This is a genomic window from Aeromonas sp. Lyrl_2, assembly GCF_051948815.1.
Classification (GTDB): Bacteria; Pseudomonadota; Gammaproteobacteria; order Enterobacterales; family Aeromonadaceae; genus Aeromonas; species Aeromonas veronii.
Window position 1 is genome coordinate 37,717 of the sequence record NZ_JAYJLJ010000018.1, and the last position, 22,011, is coordinate 59,727.

15 protein-coding genes and 1 riboswitch are annotated in these 22,011 nt (G+C 62.0%); of the genes, 12 read left to right on the plus strand and 3 right to left on the minus strand.

Features of this window, described 5'->3' with window-relative positions; genetic code table 11:
* The first annotated feature begins 93 nt into the window (after positions 1 to 93).
* From VF684_RS15635 to VF684_RS15655, 5 genes are all read left to right on the plus strand, one after another.
* A complete protein-coding gene (locus VF684_RS15635) occupies positions 94 to 1,305 on the plus strand; it encodes a threonine synthase (protein WP_139441227.1) in 1,212 nt (403 codons plus the stop codon).
* Complete coding sequence (locus tag VF684_RS15640; RefSeq protein ID WP_376899100.1) at positions 1,302 to 1,967, plus strand: amino acid ABC transporter permease; 666 nt, start codon at positions 1,302 to 1,304, stop codon at positions 1,965 to 1,967. Before VF684_RS15635 ends, VF684_RS15640 begins: the two co-directional genes overlap by 4 nt.
* Positions 1,968 to 2,059: 92 nt before the next feature.
* The gene (locus VF684_RS15645; RefSeq protein ID WP_139441226.1) at positions 2,060 to 2,722 is read left to right on the plus strand and encodes an amino acid ABC transporter permease; all 663 of its coding nucleotides are present in this window, start codon (positions 2,060 to 2,062) and stop codon (positions 2,720 to 2,722) included.
* Positions 2,719 to 3,480, plus strand: coding sequence for an amino acid ABC transporter ATP-binding protein (locus tag VF684_RS15650; protein WP_111901050.1), 762 nt, complete (start codon positions 2,719 to 2,721; stop codon positions 3,478 to 3,480). Before VF684_RS15645 ends, VF684_RS15650 begins: the two co-directional genes overlap by 4 nt.
* Positions 3,477 to 4,313 (plus strand): transporter substrate-binding domain-containing protein, encoded by an 837-nt coding sequence (locus VF684_RS15655; protein WP_139442147.1) that lies wholly within the window; start codon positions 3,477 to 3,479, stop codon positions 4,311 to 4,313. Before VF684_RS15650 ends, VF684_RS15655 begins: the two co-directional genes overlap by 4 nt.
* Before the next feature lie 150 nt (positions 4,314 to 4,463).
* Here the strand turns inward: VF684_RS15655 and gbpA are convergent, their stop codons facing one another.
* Complete coding sequence (gene gbpA, locus VF684_RS15660) at positions 4,464 to 5,885, minus strand: N-acetylglucosamine-binding protein GbpA (RefSeq protein WP_257725046.1); 1,422 nt, start codon at positions 5,883 to 5,885, stop codon at positions 4,464 to 4,466.
* Between the two features lie 65 nt (positions 5,886 to 5,950).
* Positions 5,951 to 6,036: riboswitch (cyclic di-GMP riboswitch) on the minus strand.
* A gap of 264 nt (positions 6,037 to 6,300) precedes the next feature.
* Entirely contained in the window at positions 6,301 to 7,983 is a 1,683-nt protein-coding gene (locus tag VF684_RS15665) for a methyl-accepting chemotaxis protein (RefSeq protein ID WP_139441924.1), read from the minus strand.
* Positions 7,984 to 8,259: 276 nt separating this feature from the next.
* Here VF684_RS15665 and VF684_RS15670 point away from each other — a divergent pair, with 276 nt between their 5' ends.
* From VF684_RS15670 to VF684_RS15695, 6 genes are all read left to right on the plus strand, one after another.
* Positions 8,260 to 10,104, plus strand: a complete 1,845-nt coding sequence (locus VF684_RS15670) for a M3 family metallopeptidase (protein ID WP_279476374.1) — start codon at positions 8,260 to 8,262, stop codon at positions 10,102 to 10,104.
* Positions 10,105 to 10,672: 568 nt separating this feature from the next.
* On the plus strand, positions 10,673 to 13,057 hold the full coding sequence (gene pgaA / locus VF684_RS15675) for a poly-beta-1,6 N-acetyl-D-glucosamine export porin PgaA (RefSeq protein ID WP_376899096.1): 2,385 nt from the start codon (positions 10,673 to 10,675) through the stop codon (positions 13,055 to 13,057).
* Positions 13,057 to 15,015, plus strand: a complete 1,959-nt coding sequence (gene pgaB, locus VF684_RS15680) for a poly-beta-1,6-N-acetyl-D-glucosamine N-deacetylase PgaB (protein WP_376899094.1) — start codon at positions 13,057 to 13,059, stop codon at positions 15,013 to 15,015. The genes pgaA and pgaB overlap by 1 nt, the downstream gene beginning before the upstream one ends.
* Positions 15,012 to 16,262 carry a poly-beta-1,6-N-acetyl-D-glucosamine synthase gene (gene pgaC, locus VF684_RS15685; RefSeq protein ID WP_376899092.1) on the plus strand — a complete coding sequence of 417 codons (1,251 nt, stop codon included), beginning with the start codon at positions 15,012 to 15,014 and terminating at the stop codon, positions 16,260 to 16,262. The genes pgaB and pgaC overlap by 4 nt, the downstream gene beginning before the upstream one ends.
* Positions 16,249 to 16,563, plus strand: coding sequence for a hypothetical protein (locus VF684_RS15690; RefSeq protein ID WP_376899090.1), 315 nt, complete (start codon positions 16,249 to 16,251; stop codon positions 16,561 to 16,563). The genes pgaC and VF684_RS15690 overlap by 14 nt, the downstream gene beginning before the upstream one ends.
* A gap of 155 nt (positions 16,564 to 16,718) precedes the next feature.
* Positions 16,719 to 18,011 (plus strand): ferredoxin reductase family protein, encoded by a 1,293-nt coding sequence (locus VF684_RS15695; RefSeq protein WP_376899088.1) that lies wholly within the window; start codon positions 16,719 to 16,721, stop codon positions 18,009 to 18,011.
* A gap of 15 nt (positions 18,012 to 18,026) precedes the next feature.
* On the opposite strand, the gene VF684_RS15700 is transcribed toward VF684_RS15695, so the two are convergent.
* Positions 18,027 to 21,194 (minus strand): S41 family peptidase, encoded by a 3,168-nt coding sequence (locus tag VF684_RS15700; RefSeq protein WP_376899086.1) that lies wholly within the window; start codon positions 21,192 to 21,194, stop codon positions 18,027 to 18,029.
* A 279-nt stretch (positions 21,195 to 21,473) separates the two neighbouring features.
* Here VF684_RS15700 and VF684_RS15705 point away from each other — a divergent pair, with 279 nt between their 5' ends.
* Positions 21,474 to 21,953: a L,D-transpeptidase family protein gene (locus VF684_RS15705; RefSeq protein WP_042084254.1), complete on the plus strand. Its 480-nt coding sequence runs from the start codon at positions 21,474 to 21,476 to the stop codon at positions 21,951 to 21,953.
* Positions 21,954 to 22,011 lie beyond the last annotated feature (58 nt).

Below are 22,011 nucleotides of genomic sequence, written 5' to 3' on the forward strand. Positions count from 1 at the left end.
TTAGGTTTGCCAGTTAATTTTGTTTGTTATCCGGTACTTGGGTTGCAGGATGGAATAAGTGACTGACCAAAGTCGATCCATTCAGGATAAAGCATGCCGTATAGCTACCTATCACATCTGCGTTGCAGCAAGAGTGGCGAGATCCATGAGGCTGACCAGCCCTGGCAACTGAGCCGGGCAGGTGCGCCACTGCTGGCCAGCTACGATCTCGATGCGCTGACGCGAGCATGGCACCCGGCGGCATTGCTGGGGCGCCCGGCCAGCCTGTGGCGTTATCACGAGTTGCTGCCGGTACGGGATCCCGCCCACGTTGTGACGCTGGGGGAGGGATTCACCCCACTGCTACGGCTGCCTACGCTGGGCAAGCAGATCGGTATTCCGGATCTCTGGATGAAGGATGAGAGCGTCATCCCCACCGGATCTTTCAAGGCTCGTGGTGCAGCGGTGGGCATCTCCCGCGCGCGTGAACTCGGCGTCACTCACTTCGCCATGCCGACCAACGGCAACGCCGGCGCTGCATGGGCGCTCTACGGTGCCCGTGCCGGACTGCGCAGCACCATCGTTATGCCGCAGGCAGCCCCCGCCATCACTCGACTGGAGACCTCTCTCGCCGGTTCCCGTCTATATCTGGTGGATGGCCTTATCAGCGACGCCGGTCGTCAGGTGGCGCAGGCGGTAGCGGAGCAATCCCTGTTTGACGCCTCAACCCTGAAGGAGCCCTACCGGATTGAGGGCAAGAAGACCATGGGGCTGGAGATTGCCGAACAGCTGGGCTGGACCCTGCCGGATGTGATCATCTATCCGACCGGTGGCGGGGTCGGCCTCATCGGTATCTACAAGGCGCTGCGCGAGCTGCAGGAGCTGGGCTGGGTCAAGGGCGCGTTGCCCAGACTGGTCGCGGTACAGGCGAGTGGCTGCGCGCCCATTGTGCAGGCGTGGCAACAGAGAGCCACCGAATCGAGCTTCTGGCCCGACTCCCAAACGCTGGCGTTCGGCATCAATGTACCCAAGGCACTGGGAGATTTTCTGGTGCTGGACGCCCTCTATCGCACCGAGGGTTGCGCCATCGCGGTGGATGACAAGGCCATCCAGAGCGAGATCCGCCAGCTTGCCTCTCGCGAAGGCAGTTTTGTCTGCCCTGAGGGGGCCGCCGCGTTTGCTGCTGCTCGTCAACTGCGCGAGGCTGGCTGGATCCGTGGGGGAGAGCAGGTCGTGGTGCTCAATACCGGTACCGGCATCAAGTACCCGGATGCGATCACTGTCCTGCCCCAGCGTCTGCAGCGTGACGGGAGGATCCCGGCATGAATCTGGATCTGCCCTTCATCCTCACGACGCTGCCCGCCTTCGGTAAGGCGGTCTGGGTCACCTTGCAGCTGGGAACCATAGTGATCCTCACTTCGCTGGCGGTCGCCCTGCTCAACGTCGCTCTGTTGAGCCTGCACAAGCGGCCGCTCAGCGCCCTGATCCGCGGATATGTCGAGCTGGCCCGCAACACGCCGCTGCTGATCCAGCTCTTCTTCCTCTATTTCGGGCTGCCTGCGCTCGGCTTGTCGCTCTCCGGGTTTACCACCGCGGTGATTGCCATGACCTTCCTCGGCGGTGGTTATCTGACCGAGGCGCTGCGGGCAGGCATTCAGGCGGTGCCCGCCAGTCAGCTGGAGGCTGGCAGGGCTATCGGCCTCTCCCGCTGGCAACTGCTGCGCCACGTGCAGTTGCCCCAGGCCTGGCTCGCCAGCCTGCCGGCGCTGTTTGCCAACTTCATCTTTCTGCTCCAAGAGACAACCGTGGCTTCGGCGGTGGCAGTGCCAGAGCTGCTCTACACCACCAAGAATTACATCGCCCTCTACTACAAGACCTACGAGATGCTGGCGGTGCTGACCTTGATGTGCGTGCTGATCTTTCTGCCGCTCTCCCTCGCTCTGCGCGTCGTTGAAAGGAGGCTGCAACATGGTCAGTTCGGTCACTGAATCGCTAATGCAGGCGAGGATCCCGATGTGGGCACTTATCTTCCAGCTGCCGCAGTCATTCGCCACCGAGGCGCAGGAAAGGAGGGCTCAATATGGTCAATTCCGTTACTGAGCAGCTGACGCAGGCGTTGCCACTGCTGGCGGTGGGCGCAGGCCAGACCCTCGCCATCTCGCTACTGGCCATCCTGTTTGCCACCCTCGGCGGTATCGCTTACGGCGTGTTGGCACAACAGGGCGGCCGGTTGGTGCGGGGTCTGCTGCGGCTTTATCTCGAGCTGTTTCGGGTAGTGCCTGTGCTGGTGTGGCTCTATCTCTTTTTCTTCGGGTTGTCGATCTTTTTCGGCCTCGATATTCCGGCCTTCTGGTGCGCCGTGCTGGTACTCGCCCTCTGGGGCGCCAGCGAGGTGGGAGAGGTGGTGCGCGGTGGCCTCAACTCCCTCGCCCGTGGTCAGCAGGAGGCCGGGTTGGCGCTCGGGCTCTCGACCTGGCAGCTCTATCGCCATGTGTTGCTGCCGCAGGCGTTGCAGCGGCTGACACCGCCGACCATCAACATCTACACCCGCATCATCAAGACCAGTTCGCTGGCGGTGCTGATCGGGGTGGTGGAGGTGATCAAGGTGGGCCAGCAGATCATCGAGCGCACCTATGGCTCGCTGCTTATTTACGGTCTGCTGTTTCTGTTCTTTTTTCTGGTCTGCTATCCGCTCTCGCTCGCCTCGCGCCGGCTGGAGCAACAATGGGGTAATGCGGTATGACACCTCTGCTTGAACTCGGTTCTGTCAGTAAACAGTTCGGCCCGAATCTGGTGCTGGATCGGATCAGCCTCAGCGTGCGCGCCGGGGAGGTGATCGTCATCCTGGGGCCAAGTGGTTGTGGCAAGAGCACCTTGCTGCGCACTCTCAACGGGCTCGAGCCCATTCAGGGGGGCGAGATCCGCTTCGATGGTGTGTTGCTGGACGGCGCTACCGACTGGCAGCGGGTGCGCCAGCGGATCGGCATGGTGTTCCAGAGCTATCACCTCTTCCCCAACCTGACGGTGCTGGAAAACGTGCTGCTTGGCCCCCTGCAGGTGCAAAAGCGGGAGCGGGCAGAGGCGCTGCTGCAAGCCGAGCAGCTGCTGACCCGCATCGGCCTGTGGGATCGGCGCCATGACTATCCGCGCCAGCTCTCCGGCGGCCAGCAGCAGCGTATCGCCATCGTGCGGGCGCTGTGCATGAACCCGCAGGTGATGCTGTTTGACGAGGTAACCGCCGCCCTCGACCCCGAGATGGTGCAGGAGGTGCTGGAGGTGATCCGCGATCTCGCTGGCAGCGGCATGACCCTGCTTATCGTCACCCACGAGCTGGCCTTCGCCCGGGCGGTGGCGGATCGCATCGTCTTCATGGATGGTGGCCACATTCTGGAGCAGGCCGCGCCCCACCAATTTTTCGACAATCCCAGGAGCCAGCGTGCGCGCCAGTTCCTCGCCAAGTTTTCTTATACAAATGTCATCAAACGAAAGGAGTCAGCATGAAAAAAATCACCTCGGTTCTGCTTAGTGCCTTATTGGGACTGGCTATCGCCAGCGGCGCTGCCCATGCGGCAGACGGTTCCCTCGACAAGATCAAGGCACGGGACAAGCTCATCGTCGGCGTATTCACCGACAAACCGCCGTTTGGCTACGTGGACGAGAAGGGGAACTACGTCGGTTTTGACACCGATCTCGGCCGCCGCTTCGCCAAGGATCTGCTGGGGGACGAGAACAAGATCAAGTTCGTGGCGGTGGAGCCAGCCAGTCGCATCCCCTTCCTGCAGAGCGACAAGGTGGATCTGATCCTCGCCAATATGACGGTGACCCCGGAGCGGCGCGAGGTGGTGGATTTCACCAACCCGAACCTGCGAGTGGCGGTACAGGTGCTGGTGCCGGAAGGGAGCCCGGCCAAGAAGCTCGATGATCTGGCCAGCAAGACCCTGATCGTGACCACCGGCACCACGGCCGACATCTGGCTGACCCGCAACCACCCGGAGTGGAAGGTCCTCAAGTTCGAGAAGAACACCGAATCTTTGCAGGCGCTGGCGCAGGGCCGTGGTGACGCCTATGCCCAGGACAACCTGGTACTGTTCAGCTGGGCCAAGGAGAACCCGGGCTATCGGGTACTGCCCGAAAAACTGGGCTCGGAAGATCCCATCGCCCCGGCGGTGAAGAAGGGCAATATCGAGCTGCGTGACTGGGTCAACGACCGTCTCGCCAAGCTGGGTGAGGAGAAGTACCTGCTGAAACTCTATGACCAGTATGTGCGTGACAAGCTGAGCCCTGATACCGATCCGAATGATGTGATCGTCGAAGGAGGAAAATGGCAGGGTTAATGGACAAACCCTGTTTTGAAGAGTGTGTTGAGTGTGTGAAGTAAGTGAAGAGTGAGGTCTTGGTTCCGTTGGTATGCAAACCGCAAGGTTTGATTTTTCTGGGCGTCCCCTGCTAGAGAGGACGCCCTTTTTTATTTGTCCAAGCGTGGGTTAGTGCACTTCATCCCACGCCATCTGCCAGTGGGAGCCGATGCCCGGCTCGTACTGGGTGGCGGTGGTAGTCCACTGCTGGCAGTAGCCGCTGTAGGGGAAGGGCTTGCACTGATAGACCCTGCCATTTTTCGGCTGCTGCACCTTGGTGCCGGCGGCATAGGATTTGAGCGAGTTCGGGAAGACGAAGTCGTATTCGCCGCTGCTCTGCTCCTTGAACATCAGATCCATGGTCTGCTGGATGGTCTCGCCGCCCGCTTTCGGGGTGGCCTTGATCACCAGCTGGTGGTGACCTGCCTTGAGCCCTTCCAGCGCCATGGTGAAGGTGTGACTGCTGTCCCTGATGTCGGCACTGCTTTCACCCTTGGCGACGCCGCCGTGGTCATAGAGGGTGTTGGTGACGGCCAGATCGCCCTGTGCGGTGACGGTGAAATCGAGGGTTGCCTTGCCGTTGTCCAGCACATAGTCGCTGGCCAGACCGCTGACGCTGATGCTGTCCACTACCGGCGGCTGCAGCTGTTGCAGATCAATCTCGACTCGCTCCAGTTTGCTGTTTCGCTTCAGATAGACGGGGTTCATGCCGTAAATCGGATTGAACTGGCCATCGGCTCCTTGCTGGCCGGCGCGGATCAGGCTCTGCTCGGCGTTGATCTTGCTGGCGAGGGCATGAGCCCAGTTGTTCTTCTGGCCCTGCTCGGCAGTGGTGATGGTCAGCACGGTCTGCAGATCGGGGCGCTCGCCGTTGGCATCGAATACCCGGGTCATCGCCTTGTCACCCACTGCGAGGTCGATGGAGGGGTAGATGGTGCCTGCCTGGCTCCACTCCAGCGGCGGCTGGCTGCCATCTTTGAACTTGGCATCGATGATGTTGTAGAAGCTGTTGCTGGTGTCGCCCACTTCCCACACGCCGAGGATCACCTGATAACCGGTGCGCTCCGGCAGGATACAGTTATGGGTCACCTGCTTGGGCGGCTGCACCATATTGCCGTCGATGACGCAGAAGGGGGTCAGGTCGAACGAGGCGCGGGTGAGCGGCTGGTTGGGGTTCCAGTCCTGCTTGGTGAGGTAGTAGCGCCAGTTGCGGGTGACGTGGTTGGCAGTGAAGGTCCAGCTGATGGCGAAGGGGCCGGGCTGTACTTCACGCTTGGTCCAGCGGTCGCTGGTCTGGATGTTCAGCTCGCTCCAGCGGGGGCTGCCCGCCGAGGCGATTTGACCATCCTGTGGGCCGCTCTGCGGGAAGCCTGATGGGCCCTCCACGCTCTGTGGTTCCCACTGCACGCCACCACACTGGCTGTTGCCGCCGGTTTTGCACAGATAGTTGCGGCTCTCTGGCTGGCTGATGTAGCCATGCGCCAGAGCGCTGCCGCTGGCCAGCAGAGCCAGCACCGCTGCGATGTGATTAAGTTGGATTTTTGCTGCCATACATTCCTCTGTTCGATAGATGTGGGCAGTCAGTTGGCCGGGGAGTTCCCCGATGCACACTTGCGTGTGGCAACCCCGCTATCCTGGACAAAACGTCTGTAGACCGGAGGCTTTGCGTCCCGACCTTTCGGTCAGTTTGCCAAATGACTAGATGGTTAGTGATGGGCCAAATGTTCAGCCATCACCATTGTGCACTGCATTGATTAATTATTTGAAGTTAAATGTTTCAATGCACCGTTCAACGGCACATGGATCATTCTAACTGACTGTTTTTAAATTGTTCTCTAATTTGTGAATGGCGCCGATTAACGTTGAATATGCCGATAAGATGCATGCTGATTGCGTGTTGGCGGCGTAAAAAAACCTGCCAGCTTGGCTGGCAGGTCGGGTGACAAGGCGACACGGGTTGACGCCCTCAATGACGGGGGCGCTGTTCTCCGGAGGGGGGAGACAGGGGCGCCATCATCGGCGCAGTGGAGGACTCCTTACTCAGTTTGAACACCGCAAGCCGCTCATCCAGGCTGCGGGAGAGACCGGCCAGCAGCTCGCTCTCCTGCGCCAGTTGCGAGGCGGACTGTGACATCTCCAGCGCCGAGTCGTTGATGCCGCTGACATTGCGGTTCATATCCTCGGCCACCATGCTCTGCTGCTCGGCGGCGGTAGCGATCTGGGTCGCCATGTCGCTTACATGCTGGATGTGGTTGACGATCAGGGTGAGATCCTGCCCCGCCTGCTGGGACTGGTTGACGCTGCTCTCTGCCAGTTTGCGGCTGGTATCCATGGCGTTGGCGGCGGTGACGGCCCGTTGCTGCAGCTGGGCAATGGTGCTCTGGATCTCTTCGGTGGATTGGCGAGTGCGGCTGGCCAGCTGGCGCACCTCGTCGGCCACCACGGCAAAACCGCGGCCCTGCTCACCGGCACGGGCTGCCTCGATGGCGGCGTTGAGGGCCAGCAGGTTGGTCTGCTCCGAAATGGCGCTGATGACGGCGGTCACTTCGCTGATCTGCATTACTCCCTCCTTGAGCTGGTTGACCTGCTGGGTGGCCTGCTCCACCTCGGTGGCCAGCGCCTTGATGCCGTGCACGCTGGCATGAACATCACGGTTGCCGAGACCTGCTTCACCGGTCGCTTCCTGGGTATCCCGCGCGGTATTTTCGGCGTGTCCGGCCACATCGGAGATGGTGGCGCTCATCTCGTTCATGGCGGTAGCGAGCTGGGCCAGCTGATCCCGCTGGCTGGTGACCGCCTGATTGGTCTGCTCGGCAGAGGCGGCGATGCGCAGGGCGGCATCTGCCACGTTGCGGGCCCCCTGGCTGGCTTCCAGCAGGGCGTGACGGATGGCATCGAGACTCTGGTTGGTGCAGCGGGCGACCACTCCCAACTCATCCTTGCCCTGTACCGGGATGCTTACCACCAGATCCCCCTTGGCGACTCGCTGCATGGCGTGGTTGATCTGGCTGAGGGGGGAGACGATGGAATGGGTGATGCGCCAGCCCAGCAGCCCCATCAGCAGGATCACGATGGCGGTGGCGGTCCCCATCTTCATGTACTGGGCCCAGATGGTCTGCTGAATATCTTGCAGCAGCATGCCGGAACCGAGGATCCAGCCCCAGGGCTGATAGCCGGAGACCATGGATAGCTTGTCGGCGGTCTCACCCGACGGGCCGACCCACACATATTGCAGAGTGCCCTGTTTGCCCCCTTTGGCGATATCCACCATCTGATACCAGAACTGCCCGGCGGTGGCGGCGCCCCCTTCACCCATCTTCTGGCCGACCAGTTCGGGACGGATGGGGTGAACCACCATGGTGCGGTTCTCGTCGATGACGAACAGGTAGTTGTTGCCATCAAAGCGGGTGTTGGTCAGCAGCTTGCGCGCTTCCTGCTGGGCCTGCTCTGCTGGCAGGGTGCTGGCCAGAAACTGGATCTGGCTCATGGCCTGCTCCAGTACCGCATTGAGCCGCGCCTCTCGCTCGCTCATCAGATTGCGCTGGAGCGCGTTGGCCGAGATAAGCAGCAGCGAGACAAAACCGACAAACGCCAGTGCGAGCAGCAAGATCAATTTGCGGCTCACAGTAATATCACCGAGCTTGAACATGACTAAACCCTCATTTCCCTGTTGATTTTATGTGGCTCTGTACTGCGGCAGCCAGTTCGTAAGAGTTAACAACTCATTTACTTTCAGTCTCTTGCCGAGCTTTCTCAAATGAGCGTTTTAACATCAGTATAGTCAGCAGACAGCAACCCCCACTTTTTGGTAGCGTGTTGATGCGCATCCCTGCGCAATTTGTGCCAAAGAGTGTGAATGGTTTGGCATTTCTTCAAAAAAAGGAGTGGGCCCCGCTGCGGGTGACCCCATAACAAGAGGGAATTTATGAGTTCCATTGCTAGGAATTACTTCAACCAGCTCAACGCCGACTACCTGCAGGTGCACAGGCGCAAGGAGGATCTCTTCTGGTCCACCTATATGGGCACCAGCGACGATCAGGCCGGTTTCACCGCAGCCGAGCAGGCCTACAAGGCCTTTTGTGCCAATCCGGCCCGTCTGCCCGAATTGCGGGAGATGTTGGTGCAGGCCGACGAGGATGATCTCAAGCGCGGTCTGCAAGGCTGGATCGCCTTCTTCGAGTGCAACGTGATTGAAGTGCCCGCTGCGGCTGCCCTGATGGATGAGCTGGTGGCAGCCGAGGCGGCGCTGTTTGCCCGCCGCAAGGGGCTGAAACTGATCCTGCTGGATGAGCAGGGCCAGCAGGTCGCTGGCAGCCTGCCTGCCGCCAGCACCTCCCTTGCCGCCAGCCCTAACGAGGCGGTGCGCCAGAGCGCGCTCGCCATGTTCCACACCCTGGAGCAGTGGGTGGTCGGCAACGGTTTTCTCGAGGTGGTGGCGATCCGCAACCGCTTTGCCCGCGCCATGGGCTATCGCGACTACTTCGACTACAAGGTACGCAAGAACGAGCAGATGAGCCCGGAGCAGCTGTTTGCCATCCTCGACGACTTTATTGCCCGCACCGACGCCCGGTTGCAGCAGAGTCTGGAAGAGCTGAAGGTTGCCAAGGGGGAGGCGGCCCTGCTGCCCCACAACCTGCGTTACAGCGTGAGCGGTGATGTGACCCGCCAGCTAGATCCTTATGTGCCCTTCTCGCGGGCACTGCGAGATTGGGTCGAGAGCTTCCGCCGGCTCGGCATCCAGTATCGCGGGGCGACCCTGACCCTGGATTTGCTGACCCGGGAGGGGAAATACGAGAACGGCTTCTGCCACGGCCCGGTACCGAGCTTCTTCCAACAGGGGGAGTGGGTGCCAGCTGTGGTCAACTTCACCAGCCTGGCCGATCCGGCGCAGGTGGGCAGCGGCTGGAGTGGCCTCAACACCCTGTTCCACGAGGGGGGCCACGCCGCGCATTTTGCCAATGTCACCGGCAATGCCCCCTGCTTCTCACAGGAGTTTCCGCCCACCTCCATGGCCTATGCTGAGACCCAGTCGATGTTCTGTGACAGCCTGCTGGACGATGCCGACTGGCTCAAGCGCTACGCCAGAAATGCGGCGGGAGAGGCTGTTCCCGATGCCCTCATCAAGGAGATGATCGAAGCGCGTCAGCCGTTTCGTGCCTTCAACGAGCGCCAGATCGCGCTGGTGGCCTACTTCGAACGGGATCTCTACGCCATGGATGAGGCCGAACGCACTCCCGAGGCAGTGCTGGCGCTGGCCCGTCAGTGGGAATGCAAGATTGTCGGGGTCGAGAGCCCGCGTCCGCTGCTGGCCATTCCGCACCTCCTTAATCAGGAGTCGGCCTGCGCCTATCACGGCTACCTGCTGGCGCTGATGGCGGTGGAGCAGACCCGCGCCTTTTTCCTCAAACGTGATGGCTACCTCACCGACAACCCGCGTATCGGGCCGGATTTGGCCGCCCACTACTGGGGGCCGGGCAACGGCATGACTCACGATGAGACCCTGCGTAGCCTGACTGGCGAGGGATTCAGCGCGGTGCCGCTGGCCGAGGCATGCAACCTGAGCGCAGACGAAGCGTGGCAACAGGCTAAGGCCTGCATGGCCGCCGCGCAGCAGCGTCCTGCAACTGGCGAGGGAAGCCCGCTCGACGCCCATATCCGGGTGGTACACGGCGCCGAGCTTATCGCCGACAACAGCGAGTCGGAAACCCGCATGCTGGCCGACTTCGAGGCGTGGATCGTTGATCATTACCGACGAGCGTCAGCCGCGTAAACCACAGTGCTCCCGGTGAGCATGCCGAGAGCACGGCGCCTTATGGCTATCCCTTGTTACAGCTGTAGTGGGGGATACCTCACTAGGGATGGGTACGACACCAGGTGTCGCTTTGGCAATAGTGTCCGCGATTTTTACATCAAATATGTATTCATATGAAGATGAGCGTGAACAGTGAGCGGCAAGGTAATAGATTCGGTGATTCACGCTGTTATGTCTGTTTTGTTAATAGTGTTTTTTGCACTCACCTTTGTGCATAAAGATTGATCTATTCATCTTTTTGAGAACCATTCCCATCTTGTCGGATTGACTAAATTGTCCACAGCTGCAAAATCGCCCACCTTGCCACTCCCGATGTGAATCGGGTTCGGAAAGCCTCAGATCTCCGCCCGGAGATGGCTGGGCCGCACATAGGAAAGGTGTGGCCGCTGCCCGCCTTTCACCCTCGAAATCAGCACACAAGTCAGGAAGCCCTCTTGCTCATCAGGCAGGAGCGGACGGGTGTGTATATCCGTATGGTCGTGCAGGGACGATATGACCAGCGTTTGTTATGGGTGGTATGTTGCGAATGAATCGCATCTTTTTGATGTTGGCGCTGTTGCCCCTGCTGGTGTGTGCCAGTGAGGTGGACAGAGTGCGTGAAGCCTGGGTCATCAAGGCCCGAGCGGGAGAGCTGGATGCGGCAGCGCACGGGCTGGATGCTCTCTATCGACAAAGTGGTGATGGCAAGGTGCTCGATGATCTGATCGCCGTGCAGCTGTGGCGGGGTGATCGCAAGGGGGCGCTGGCCGCCTGTGAGCCGTGCGAGCTCAGCCCCATCAGCAACAGTACGCTGGAAGGGGTGGCCCGTGCCGCCCGCGACGAGAAGCGCTACTCCGAGGCGATCAGCTATTACCGCATCCTGCAGGGACGCGATCCCGCCAACCGCAATGGCTGGCTCGGGCTGTTTCTCACTGCCAGTGATCAGGGCAACCGCGAGCTGGCCCGCCACGCTGCGGGTGAATATGAGGCCAACTTTGGCCGCGATCAGGCGATCCTCGAAGCCAGCATCTATGCAGCCCGTCAGGGTGAGGATCCCATGGGCGAGCTGCTGGCCCGCCAGCAGTGGCTGGAGCTGGAGCCGGATAACCACGAACAGGTGCTGGCACTCTATCGGGTAGCCGTGAGCCTGGGGGCGGGGCCTGCGGCAGCAGACCTGATGGGCCGTTACCCCAAGCTGTTCAAACCGGTCGACCGGCTCTGGCTCGACTACTACCAGGCGGTCAATTTGTTGCGGATATCGGCCCAGACCGAGGATCCGGTGTTGGCCCGTCGCTCCCTGACTCGCACGTTGGCGTTGCAAGACAGGATCCTGGCCCGTGCACCACACGATCATGTGCTCTACCTCAGTGCCCGCCGCGATGTGGTGGTGACGCTGGTAGCCCTCGGTGATTTTGCCCGGGCCGAGCAGGAGTCCGCCGCGCTGCAGGTCGAGGGGCCATTGCCTGACTATGTGCTGGAGGCGCGCGCCGATGCACTGGCCGGGTTGGGACGGGTGGATGAGGCCTCCGTGATTTACCAGCAACTGGCGACGCCGGCACGGGCCAAAGACAAGCGGCTGCTGGAGAAGCGCTTCTACGCCTATTCGGATGGCGAGCGCTATGGTGCGGCACAGGGTCTGCTGGCCGGTTGGCAGGAGCCACCGACTCGCTGGGATTTCACCGGCAACATGCGGATGGCCAACGACGACTACGAGAAGGTATTGCAGCTGAAAACCTTGCTGCAGGCCTGGCGTGGTCAGGCGGGCGCCGCAGAGGCTCAGTTGGAAGCGTGGCTGCAAACCGCGCCAGCCAATCCCTGGCTCTGGCTGCAACTGGGGGATATCCGCCGCTGGCGGGGCCATCCCGACGGGGCCGAGCAGGCGTATCGGCAGGCCGTGCGCTGGCTGCCAGCAGGGCGCACCGTGCTGGCCGAGCCCGGTCGCCTCAATGCCCGGCTCGACAAGGGCGACTGGCAGGGCACGCCGCAGGCCGTGCGTACCCTTGGCAACCTGACCCGGGATCGTCAGGAGTTACAGCAGCGGCTGGCTCTGGAGCAGGCACCACAATTTGTCACCGACCTGACCCATGGCCGCAACGAAGGGGGCTCGGTGCAGGCCAGCCGTGACTGGAGCTACGACAGCCGCCTCTACAGCGCTCGCAGCGATGGCGGTGATCGGCTGTTTGTCCGTCGTCAGGGCAGCTTTGGCGAGTTCGACCAGCAGCCCGAACGCGCTGCCTATACCGGGCTGGGGGCCGAGATCTTTTTCTACCCGCTGCAGCTGACGCTGGAGGGGGGCACGGGCAGCGAGCTTAACCACAAAGGCTATCTATGGAGTCGCCTCGACTGGCGGCTGGATGATCACTGGACGCTGGGCACGGCCATCAACCTCAACAGTGCCGACACCCCGCTGCGGGCATTGGCGCGCGGCAACTACGCCGATCAATACCAGCTCGATCTGGGCTGGCGTCAGGATGAGACCCGCGAGGGGGCGCTGCGGCTGGAGCGGATGGATATCAGCGATGGCAACCGGCGGCTGACCGCCTCCGGCTGGCTGCGTCAGGATCTCTGGCGTCGGGATCGCTGGTGGTTCGATACCACCTTGCGCGGCGCCACCTCCCGCAACGAGGCGTTGGAGGTCGACTACTTCAACCCCCTGCAGGATCGCAATCTGGAGCTGGAGCTGGCGGGGCGCTACCGGCTGCCGCTGGATGGGCGTCGCTCCCTGCTGCAGAGCCTGACCATGAGTGGTAACCACTACTGGCAGCAGGGCTATGGCAGCGATCAGGGGTGGCAGCTCAGCTATCGCCACGACTGGATCCTCTCTCCCGCTCTCAGCCTGGGCTATGGCCTGGGCCGCCGTCAGGCCATCTATGACGGCAACCCCGAGTTCGGAAATTTCATCTTCGCCAATCTGCAATGGAGTTTCATGTGATGAGACGCTGGCTTGCTCCTTTCGTTTTGCTGCTTGCACTGCTGCCTTCGCTGACGCAGGCGGCCCGGCAACCCGATGACTATGTGGTGCTCTGCTACCACGATATCGTCGATCTGAAATTGACCCCCAACCTCAAGCTCTATCCCCAGACCATCCGGCGCGACACCCTGATCCGCCACTTCAACTGGATCAAGCAGCAGGGCTATCACCCGGTCAGCTTCCAGCAGATCCTGGATGCCAAAGCGGGCAAGGCACCGCTGCCGGAGAAGGCGATCCTGCTCAGCTTCGATGACGGCTACGAGAGCTTCTACCGGCTGGTCTATCCGCTGCTCAAGCTCTACAACTATCCGGCGGTCTTTGCGTTGGTGGGCAGCTGGCTGGATGTTGCCGATGACAAGATGGTCCCCTACGGCAATGACAAGCTACCACGCAGCTACTTCGTCGGCTGGCCTCAGATCCGCGAGATGCAGGACTCCGGACTGGTGGAGCTGGCCTCCCACACTTTCACCTCCCACTACGGGCTGCTCGCCAACCCGCAGGGCAACGTGCAGCCGGCGGTGACCACCGCAGGCTGGAGCCAGAATGGCTACGAGAGCATGGCCGACTATCGGGCCCGGATAAAAGCGGACTTCGACGCATCAGCCAGCCAGCTCAGGGAGCAGACCGGTCGGGCACCACGGATCCTGGTCTGGCCCTACGGCGCCTTCAACCAGACGGCGCTGGAGCTGGCCAGTGCGGCGGGGATGCCCTACACCTTCACCCTGGCGGAAGGGCTCAACAAGCTGAGTGACTCGGGCAGCACGGTGCGCCGTTATCTGCTGGAGGAGGACACCAGCCTCGAAACCCTGGATGAGATCATGGGGGGCAATACCTGGGAGCGGCAGGTGGAGCGCTTGGTGCACGTGGATCTGGACTATGTCTACGACAAGGATCCGCAGCAGATGAACAAGAACATCGACATGCTGCTGGATCGGATCAAGGGTTACGGCATCACCACCGTCTATCTGCAGGCCTATGCCGATGACAACGGCGACGGGGTGGCGGAGGCGCTCTATTTCCCCAACCGTCATATGCCGGTCAAGGCGGATCTCTTCAACCGGGTGTCCTGGCAGCTCAAGACCCGTGCCGGGGTCAAGGTGTTCGCCTGGATGCCGGTGATGGCCTACGACATGGGGCCGAACCACGCCTATGTCACCGACAGCCGTACCGGCGCCCCCGCCAAGGGGCAGTATCTGCGCCTCTCGCCCTGGGATCCTGCCAGTCGCCAGCTGCTGCTGGATATCTATGAGGATCTCGGTTTTTACACCAAGTTCGATGGTCTGCTGTTCCATGACGATGCGTTCCTCAGCGACTACGAGGGGCCGATGTCGCTGGCTCGCACTCCGGATGCGCTGCAGGCGCAGGGGGAGCAGAAGACCGATCTGCTGATCGACTTCACCATGGCGCTGCGTGATGCAGCCGCTCGTTACCGGCAAGGGGGCGCCGACGGTCTCAAGACTGCCCGCAACATCTATGCGGCGCTGGTGACCGAGCCGCAATCCCAGCAGTGGTTTGCCCAGAGCATGGCGGCGTTTGCCAAGGCCTATGACTACACCGCTGTGATGGCGATGCCCTATATGGAGCAGGCACAAAACCCCGATGAGTGGCTGGCCAGGCTGGCGGAGGATTCACTGGCACAGGTGCCGGCCAATCGGCTGGTGTTCGAACTGCAGAGCCGCAACTGGCGCACTGACCAGCCTATCCCCGATGCCGAGCTGGTGCGCTGGATGCAGATCATCCAGCGCAAGGGGGTGACCAACTTTGGTTACTACCCGGATGATTTTCACAACAACCAGCCGGATCCGGCGGTGCTCAAGCCGGTCTTCTCGGTGCAGACCCAGCCTCAGCCGACCCAGCTGCCGGCGACGCCGGTCGCAGTCAGTGCCGCTAAAGCCACCCCAGGGGAGGCGATGCGGTGAAGGATCTTCTGGAAGGGATAGCCATCTTTACGTTGGCCTATCCCAGTCTGATGGCCATGGTGTGGGTTTGTGGTGGTCTCTATTACTACTTCCAGTGGGAGCGAAGGGATATCGCGCTGGCCAAGCGGGGGCTGGAGCTCCCCTATTACCCCAGAGTGACCCTGATGGTGCCCTGCTACAACGAGGGGGCCAACGTCGAGGAGACCATCGGCCACCTGCTGCGCCAGCGCTATCCCGATTTCGAGGTGCTGGCCATCAACGATGGCAGCAAGGACGACACAGGCGCGCGGCTGGATCGACTGGCGCAGCAGGATCCGCGCCTGACCGTGCTCCACCAGCACAACCAGGGCAAGGCGATGGCGCTCAACAACGGGCTGGCGGTGGCCAGCGGGGAGATCCTGGTCGGCATCGATGGGGATGCGGTGCTCGACTATGACGCGGTGCGCTGGATGGTGAAGCACTTCATCGAGAGCCCGAGGGTCGGGGCGGTCACCGGCAACCCGCGGGTGCGCACCCGCTCCACTATCATCGGCAAGATCCAGACCGGCGAGTTCAGCTCCATCATCGGCCTCATCAAGCGGGCCCAGCGGATCTACGGCACTGTCTTTACCGTCTCCGGGGTGGTGGTGGCCTTTCGCAAGCAGGCGGTCGAGGCGGTCGGTGGCTGGAGCAATGACATGGTGACCGAGGATATCGACATCAGCTGGAAGCTGCAGCTGGCTGGCTGGCTCATCCACTATCAGCCGCAGGCGCTCTGCTGGGTGCTGATGCCGGAGACGGTACGCGGTCTCTACAAGCAGCGGTTGCGCTGGGCGGAGGGGGGGGCCGAGGTCTTTCTGCGCTACGGCTTGCAGGCGATGCGCTGGCGCAACCGCCGCTTCTGGCTGCTGCTGCTGGAGTATCTCTCCAGCGTTGCCTGGTGCTACAGCATGTTGCTGCTGGCGCTGATCTGGCTGATTGAGCCTGACGTGAGCGGACTGGCGGTGGGTCATCTGTTCCAGTGGACCGGGGTGATGATGACCGCGATTTGTCTGGTGCAGTTCGGGGTCAGCATCTTTATCGACAACCACTACGACAAGAGCATGGCCCGCAGCTTTATCTGGTGCGTCTGGTATCCGCTCATCTACTGGCTGCTCAATCTGGTGACCGTAGTGGTGGCTGTGCCCAAGGCGATCCTGCGTCGCCGTGGCCAGTTGGCCGTGTGGGAGAGTCCTGACCGAGGAGAGTCGTTCCGTGACAAAACATAAGCTGGCGAACGAGATGATCATCAGCAACGGCACCCGGCGCAGTTGGAAGTACCGGCTGCGGGATCTGTTGCTTCTGCTGGTGACCTGGAGTGGCTGGTTGTTTCTGGCGCTGCAACCCTGGCTCAACTATCTGGAGACGGAAGAGAATCAGAGCTTTATCGGCTCGCTGGATGCCGTCGAGGTGGGGCAACTGTTTCTGGCCCTGCTGTTCGGCATCTTCCTGCTGATCCACTCCTGGGCGAAATACAACAAGCTGCTGCACCGGCTGGTGGGCAAACGAACGGCCTCGAAAGTGCCGTAATCATGAGGGGCCAGTCGGCCCCTCTTTTGTTTCCGTTTGTCACACATTGCCACACAAGCTTCCCCCTCTGGCAAAGTCTTGTGACCGGACGGGTGTGCAATGGAGCCATCAGCAGGGAGATGAGGCCCTGCCGCGATGGAACCAGGGAGCATGTTATGACGAACAAATGGATGTGGTGGCTGTTGCCGCTGCTGGTGGTCGGGGTCTGGTGGCTCGGTTATGCGGGGGATGCCAATGGGGTGTGGCCCTGGCGCCATGAGATGTTGCTGCTGACGGGTTTGCTGGGGATGACCTATATGGCGATTTCGTTGTTGCTGGCATTGCGCCTGCCGCAGCTGGAGGTGTGGTGTGGCGGTCTGGACCGGATGTTGCGATGGCACCGCCAAACGGCCATCGGCGGTGCATTGGCGCTCACTGCGCATTGGCTGGTGGTGGAGGTGCCCAAGTGGGCAGTCTCGGCGGGTTGGCTGAGTCGTCCCGCCCGGCGTGGGGCCAGTGCAGCTGGAGCTGGTGCAGGTAATGGCATCTCGCTCCATGCCCTTGGCAATACCCTGGGTGAGTGGAGTTTCTATCTGCTGATCGCGCTGGTGGTGTTGAGCTTGCTGGCGCTGGTGAGTTATGGCCGTTTTCGGCTGATCCACCGGCTGGCGCCGATCATCTATCTGGCTGGTTGGGGACACGGGCTCTGCCTGCTGCCTCAGATTGGGGCCATGACGCCGGTTGGGGGATCGATCTGGTTGATCGGCGGGATCGGCGCTATCGGGGCCCTCTACTCCCTGTTGGGACAAGTGGGAACGCGGGATCGCCATCCGGGCCGTGTCATTGCGGTGCGGGCGCTGGCGGATCACACCTGCGAGCTGACCATGCAGCTGGAGCGGTCGCTCGCCCATTACCGCCCGGGCCAGTTTGCCTTCTTCGAATTTGATGTCAAGGAGGGGCCGCATCCCTTTACCCTGGTGCGGGTGTCAGCGGATCGGCGCCAGCTGGTGATCGCGGTGCGGGCGCTCGGGGATCATACCCGTCAGCTGGTGGCAGAGGCGCGCGTCGGGGATGGGGTGGTGGTGACCGGGCCCTATGGCGCCTTTGTCGCCCCGCAAGGGGGAGGTAGAGCCCTCTGGCTGGGGGCCGGGATAGGTATCACGCCGTTCGTCGCCTGGCTGGAGGGGCTGGCTGCCCGTGGGGAGCGCAGCGAGGGGATCACCCTGATCCAGTGCGCACCGGATCTGGCGGGGGCCGTTTACCACCTGCGGTTGGCCGAGCTCTGTCATCGCACCGGCGTGCGCTATCAGCTGCATCTGGACAAGGTGGCCGGGCGGCTGGATCTGGCCCGCATCGCGCAGGATGCACCTGCGCAGGTGTGGTTTTGCGGGCCGGAGGGGATGGCAGATGCCCTGACCCGGCTGTTGCCGGGCGGGCATCTGCATCGCGAGCTGTTTCGCTTTCGTTGAGCTCGATGGGTGCCGTTATATGGCGTTGGCGGGCAGCTGCTTGAGGGCGGCCTGTACTGCGGCTTCCAGTTGCGGGTCGCGCCCGGCCACCATGTCGGCGGGTGTGAGGGGCACCTGCAGATCCGGGAGCAGCTCCTGATTCTCGTAGAAGGTGCCGTCCGGTTTGCGCAGCCCCAGGGTCGGAATGCCGTAAGAGAGGCCCGGGATCAGCCGGGAGTCGTGGCTGTAGACCATGGTGCCGGTGCCGGGCACCGGATCGCCGACGATGGGGCCGACCTTGAGGGCACGGTAGTACTCGGGGAAGGCGGAGCCTTCCGAGTAGCTGCCAGCGTTCACCAGCACCACCGAAGGCTTGGTCCACTGGCGAGTGGCGGCGTCGGTTTCACCCTTGCCCTGACGGGGCCAGCTGCTGGCCATCCCCTTGGTGCTGCCGCTGCCGGTCAGAAACTCCACCAGGGTATTGGCGAGATAGCCACCGCTGTTGAAGCGGACATCGACGATCAGCGCATCGCGATTGCGCTGTCTGCCGAGGGCATCCGCCACCACCGCATCGTAGACCTCGCTATTCATTGCCGGCAGATAGACGTAGCCGACCCGTCCTCCGCTCAGGCTGGCCACTAGCTCCCGCCGTTTCTCAATCCAGCGATCCTGTTGCAACTGGTACTCCTGCTGTTTGTCGATGGCGGTGAGCACCACCTCGTCAGTTTGCTTGTTGCCCTCCTGCTGGAAGGTGAGGGCGAGCCGGGCACCGGCCTGATGGTTGAGGGCCTGATCCAGCTCGGCCAGATTGGCAATCGGGACGCCGTTGATGGCGAGCAGGCGGGCGCCCGGGGCGATATCGCTCTCCTGATCCAGCGGGCCGCCGGAGAGCAGGGCGGTGAGCATCACCCCCTGCTCGCCATCCTGCCAGTAGCCGCCAAGGCTGGCGGTCTCGTCCGCCATGCGCGGGAAGGGGGCGGGGCCGCTGCCCCAGGTGTGGGAGACATTGAGCTCGCCAGCCAGCTCCGCCAGCAGGTTGCCAAAGTCCCGCGGGTTGCCGATGCCCGGCAGCAGGCGGCGGTAAGCGGCGACATAGCTATCCCAGTTCACCCCGTTCATATCGTCCAGATAGAACTCGTCCCGGGTGAGCCGGGCGATCTGATCGAAGGCGGCGGTCATGCGTTCCTGCCAGCGGCTGGTGGGTTGCAAGGCGAAGGGGGCGCTGGTGGCCTCGCCGGAGTCGAGGTGGATCCGGGTGATCTCCCCATCCCGCACCAGGGTCGCCAGGGTGCCCTGCTGGTTGAGGCTTGCCAGCGCTGGGCCGGGCTGTTCACCAAACAGTTCGCTGGTTTTGCCCTTGCGCAGATCCTGGCTGTAGCCCTTGATCTCGCTCTCGCTGTTGACTCCCATCTCTTCCACCAGATAGATCAGCTGGTCGCCGATGATGCGGCTGGCGAGCAGGGTGCCGGTGGGTTGCAGCAGCAGCGCTTCGCGATGGTTGAGACGATCGCTCTCAAAGCCGTATCCCCCTTTCGGCGGCTCCAGCTCGGCAATGGCATCGGCTCTGGCAGCGCGGCTGCTGTATATGCCGAGCAGGTTGGTGACGAGGGGCTCGCCATCGGGCCCCAGTGCGCCAAACCGGGTAGATTGCCAGTAGAGGATGGCGCCATCCTGACTCCAGCCCGGTTGCCCATCCTGATAGCCGTTGAGGCTGACATTGACCGGTTTGGCCTTGAGGTTGGCCGTGTCGATCACCGAGATCTCCTGCTCTGCCGCATCGGGGCGGAAAGTGAGCGCCAGATGGCGTGAGTCGGGGGCAAAGGCGAGATGTACCTCGTGGCGCGACGGGTTGAAGCTGGCAGGCACCAGCTCCCGCTGCTTGTTGCTCGCCAGATCCAGCAGGTGGATGGCCTGGCCATCCACCACGAATGCGAGCTGTTTGCCATCGGGGGAGAGCACCGGACGGCTGATCCCCTTGTCGGGAATCGCCAGCAGCAGACTCTCGGTCAAAGTGCCGGGATCGCTGAACAGCAGATCAGGGTCCCCCTTGCGCAGGCGATAGAGGGCGGCGTGCCCCTGCTGCTCCGACAGATAGATGAGGGCGCGGCCCTGCTCGGCGAAGAGAGGGCTGGATTGCTCGCTCGGATCGCGGGTCAGCTGACGCACCCGCTCCCGCTCGGGGTCGACGGCAAACAGGTTGCCCTCGCTCACCAGGATCAGCTCATCCGCCTCTTCGCTGACCAGCGCTTCGTCTGCCAGAGTCAGGGCCTCGCTCGCCTCATCCGGCGTGCTTGCCACTTGCGGGGTGAGGGTCAGCTTGCGTGGCTCGCTGCTACCGGCATCGAGGCGATAGAGTTCACCGAGCCATGACCAGACCAGATCGCCATTGCGAGAGGCGCTGAGCCCCCGCACCGGATGGCCCTGATAGTGGGTCAGCTGTTGCTCCTTGCCGCTGGCGAGATCCCGGCGCCAGACGTTGAAATCGCCGCTGCGCTCGCTCAGGTAAAAGAGGGTATCTCCCTTGTCGCTCCAGACCGGATCGGTGGCCGCCACCCGATCTTCGGTCAGCTGCTTGTGCTGCTTGCCATCAAACAGCCAGAGGCGGGGCACCGCAAACGAGTGCTGATGCTTGCGAAAGGGTTGATCCGCCGCGGGCATCTGATAGGCGATCCGCTCCCCGTGGGGGCGGGCGAGGGTCGCAGGCAGCGGCAGATCGGCCTGCAAGGTGCCGCCGGTGATCGGGGTCCAGTAGAGCTCGCCCCATTGGTAGCCTTCCGCGACAAAATGGTCGGCATCGGGCGCGCCCAGGCGCTGGCTGCTCAGCAGCAGTCGTTTGCCATCGGCGCTGAAGGCTTGCGGCAGATCGGTGCGCGAATCGCGAGTGAGGCGCACCATCTCGCCGCCGTTGGCGGGTACCACGAACACATCTTCGTTGCCGTAGAGATTGGCGGCAAAGGCGAGTTGTTTGCCATCCGGCGACCAGATTGGCCGCTGGCTCAGGTAGTCGCTGCCGGTGAGCGCCGTAGCGGGGCCACCCTCGGCACTGGCGACAAAAATGCGCCCCTGCCAGGTGAAGGCAAGCTGCTTGCCATCGGGGGAGAGGGCGGGCTCGCGCAGCCAGAGTGCATCGGCGGCGACACTGGCGGGCAGCCAGAGCAGGAGTGGCGAGAACAGCAGGGTGGCGAGGCGGCACGAAGAGCGCATGGCATGATCCTGTCGGGGAGTGGAGTGTTATCTTCGCCGATCATTGCCCCGGGTGCCAGCGCGATAATTTTTTGTATCTTGTTGTTTTAACTGTTAATTACCAATGCCAAATGACGGCGTTCAAGGAAGATGGCCTTGCTGCGGCAAGATATGTTTTGCCGAGCATATTGAGTATTGATGGCGATCCAATATCATGGCGCTCGCTCGCCGCTCGGCGGGCATCGTTCAGATGATCTGGTAACAAGAAAAGCCCGCACCAGAGGCTTGTCGAGGGATGGAATGAGAGCCGTATTACTGTGTTTGTTGGGGCTTTGGCCCGCATTGAGTTTTGCCTTTACCGAAAAAGCCGATTTGGTGGTGGTCAAGAAGTCGACCTATAGCCTGACCCTGATGAAGGATGGCAAGGAACTGAAGCGCTACTGGATTGCTCTGGGCCCGGCGCCCAAGGGGCACAAGCAGCAGGAAGGGGATCAGCGTACGCCGGAAGGGCGCTACACCCTCGACTACAAGAAGACCAATTCCGGCTACTACAAAGCCATCCATATCAACTATCCGAACCTGGATGACATCAAGCGCGCCAATGAGCTGGGTGTTCGTCCGGGTGGCATGATCATGATCCACGGCCAGCGCAACAGCATTGGCAACCGCAGGGTTCAGCCCTCCAACTGGACCAACGGCTGCATCGCCATGCTCAACCACGAGCTGGATGAAGTGTGGGACGCGATTGATCCGGGTACGCCCATCGTCATCGAGCCCTGATCCCCTTGTGCACGCCCGCGACTCCGCGGGCGTTTTATTTCCCGCCAGTGATGACGTG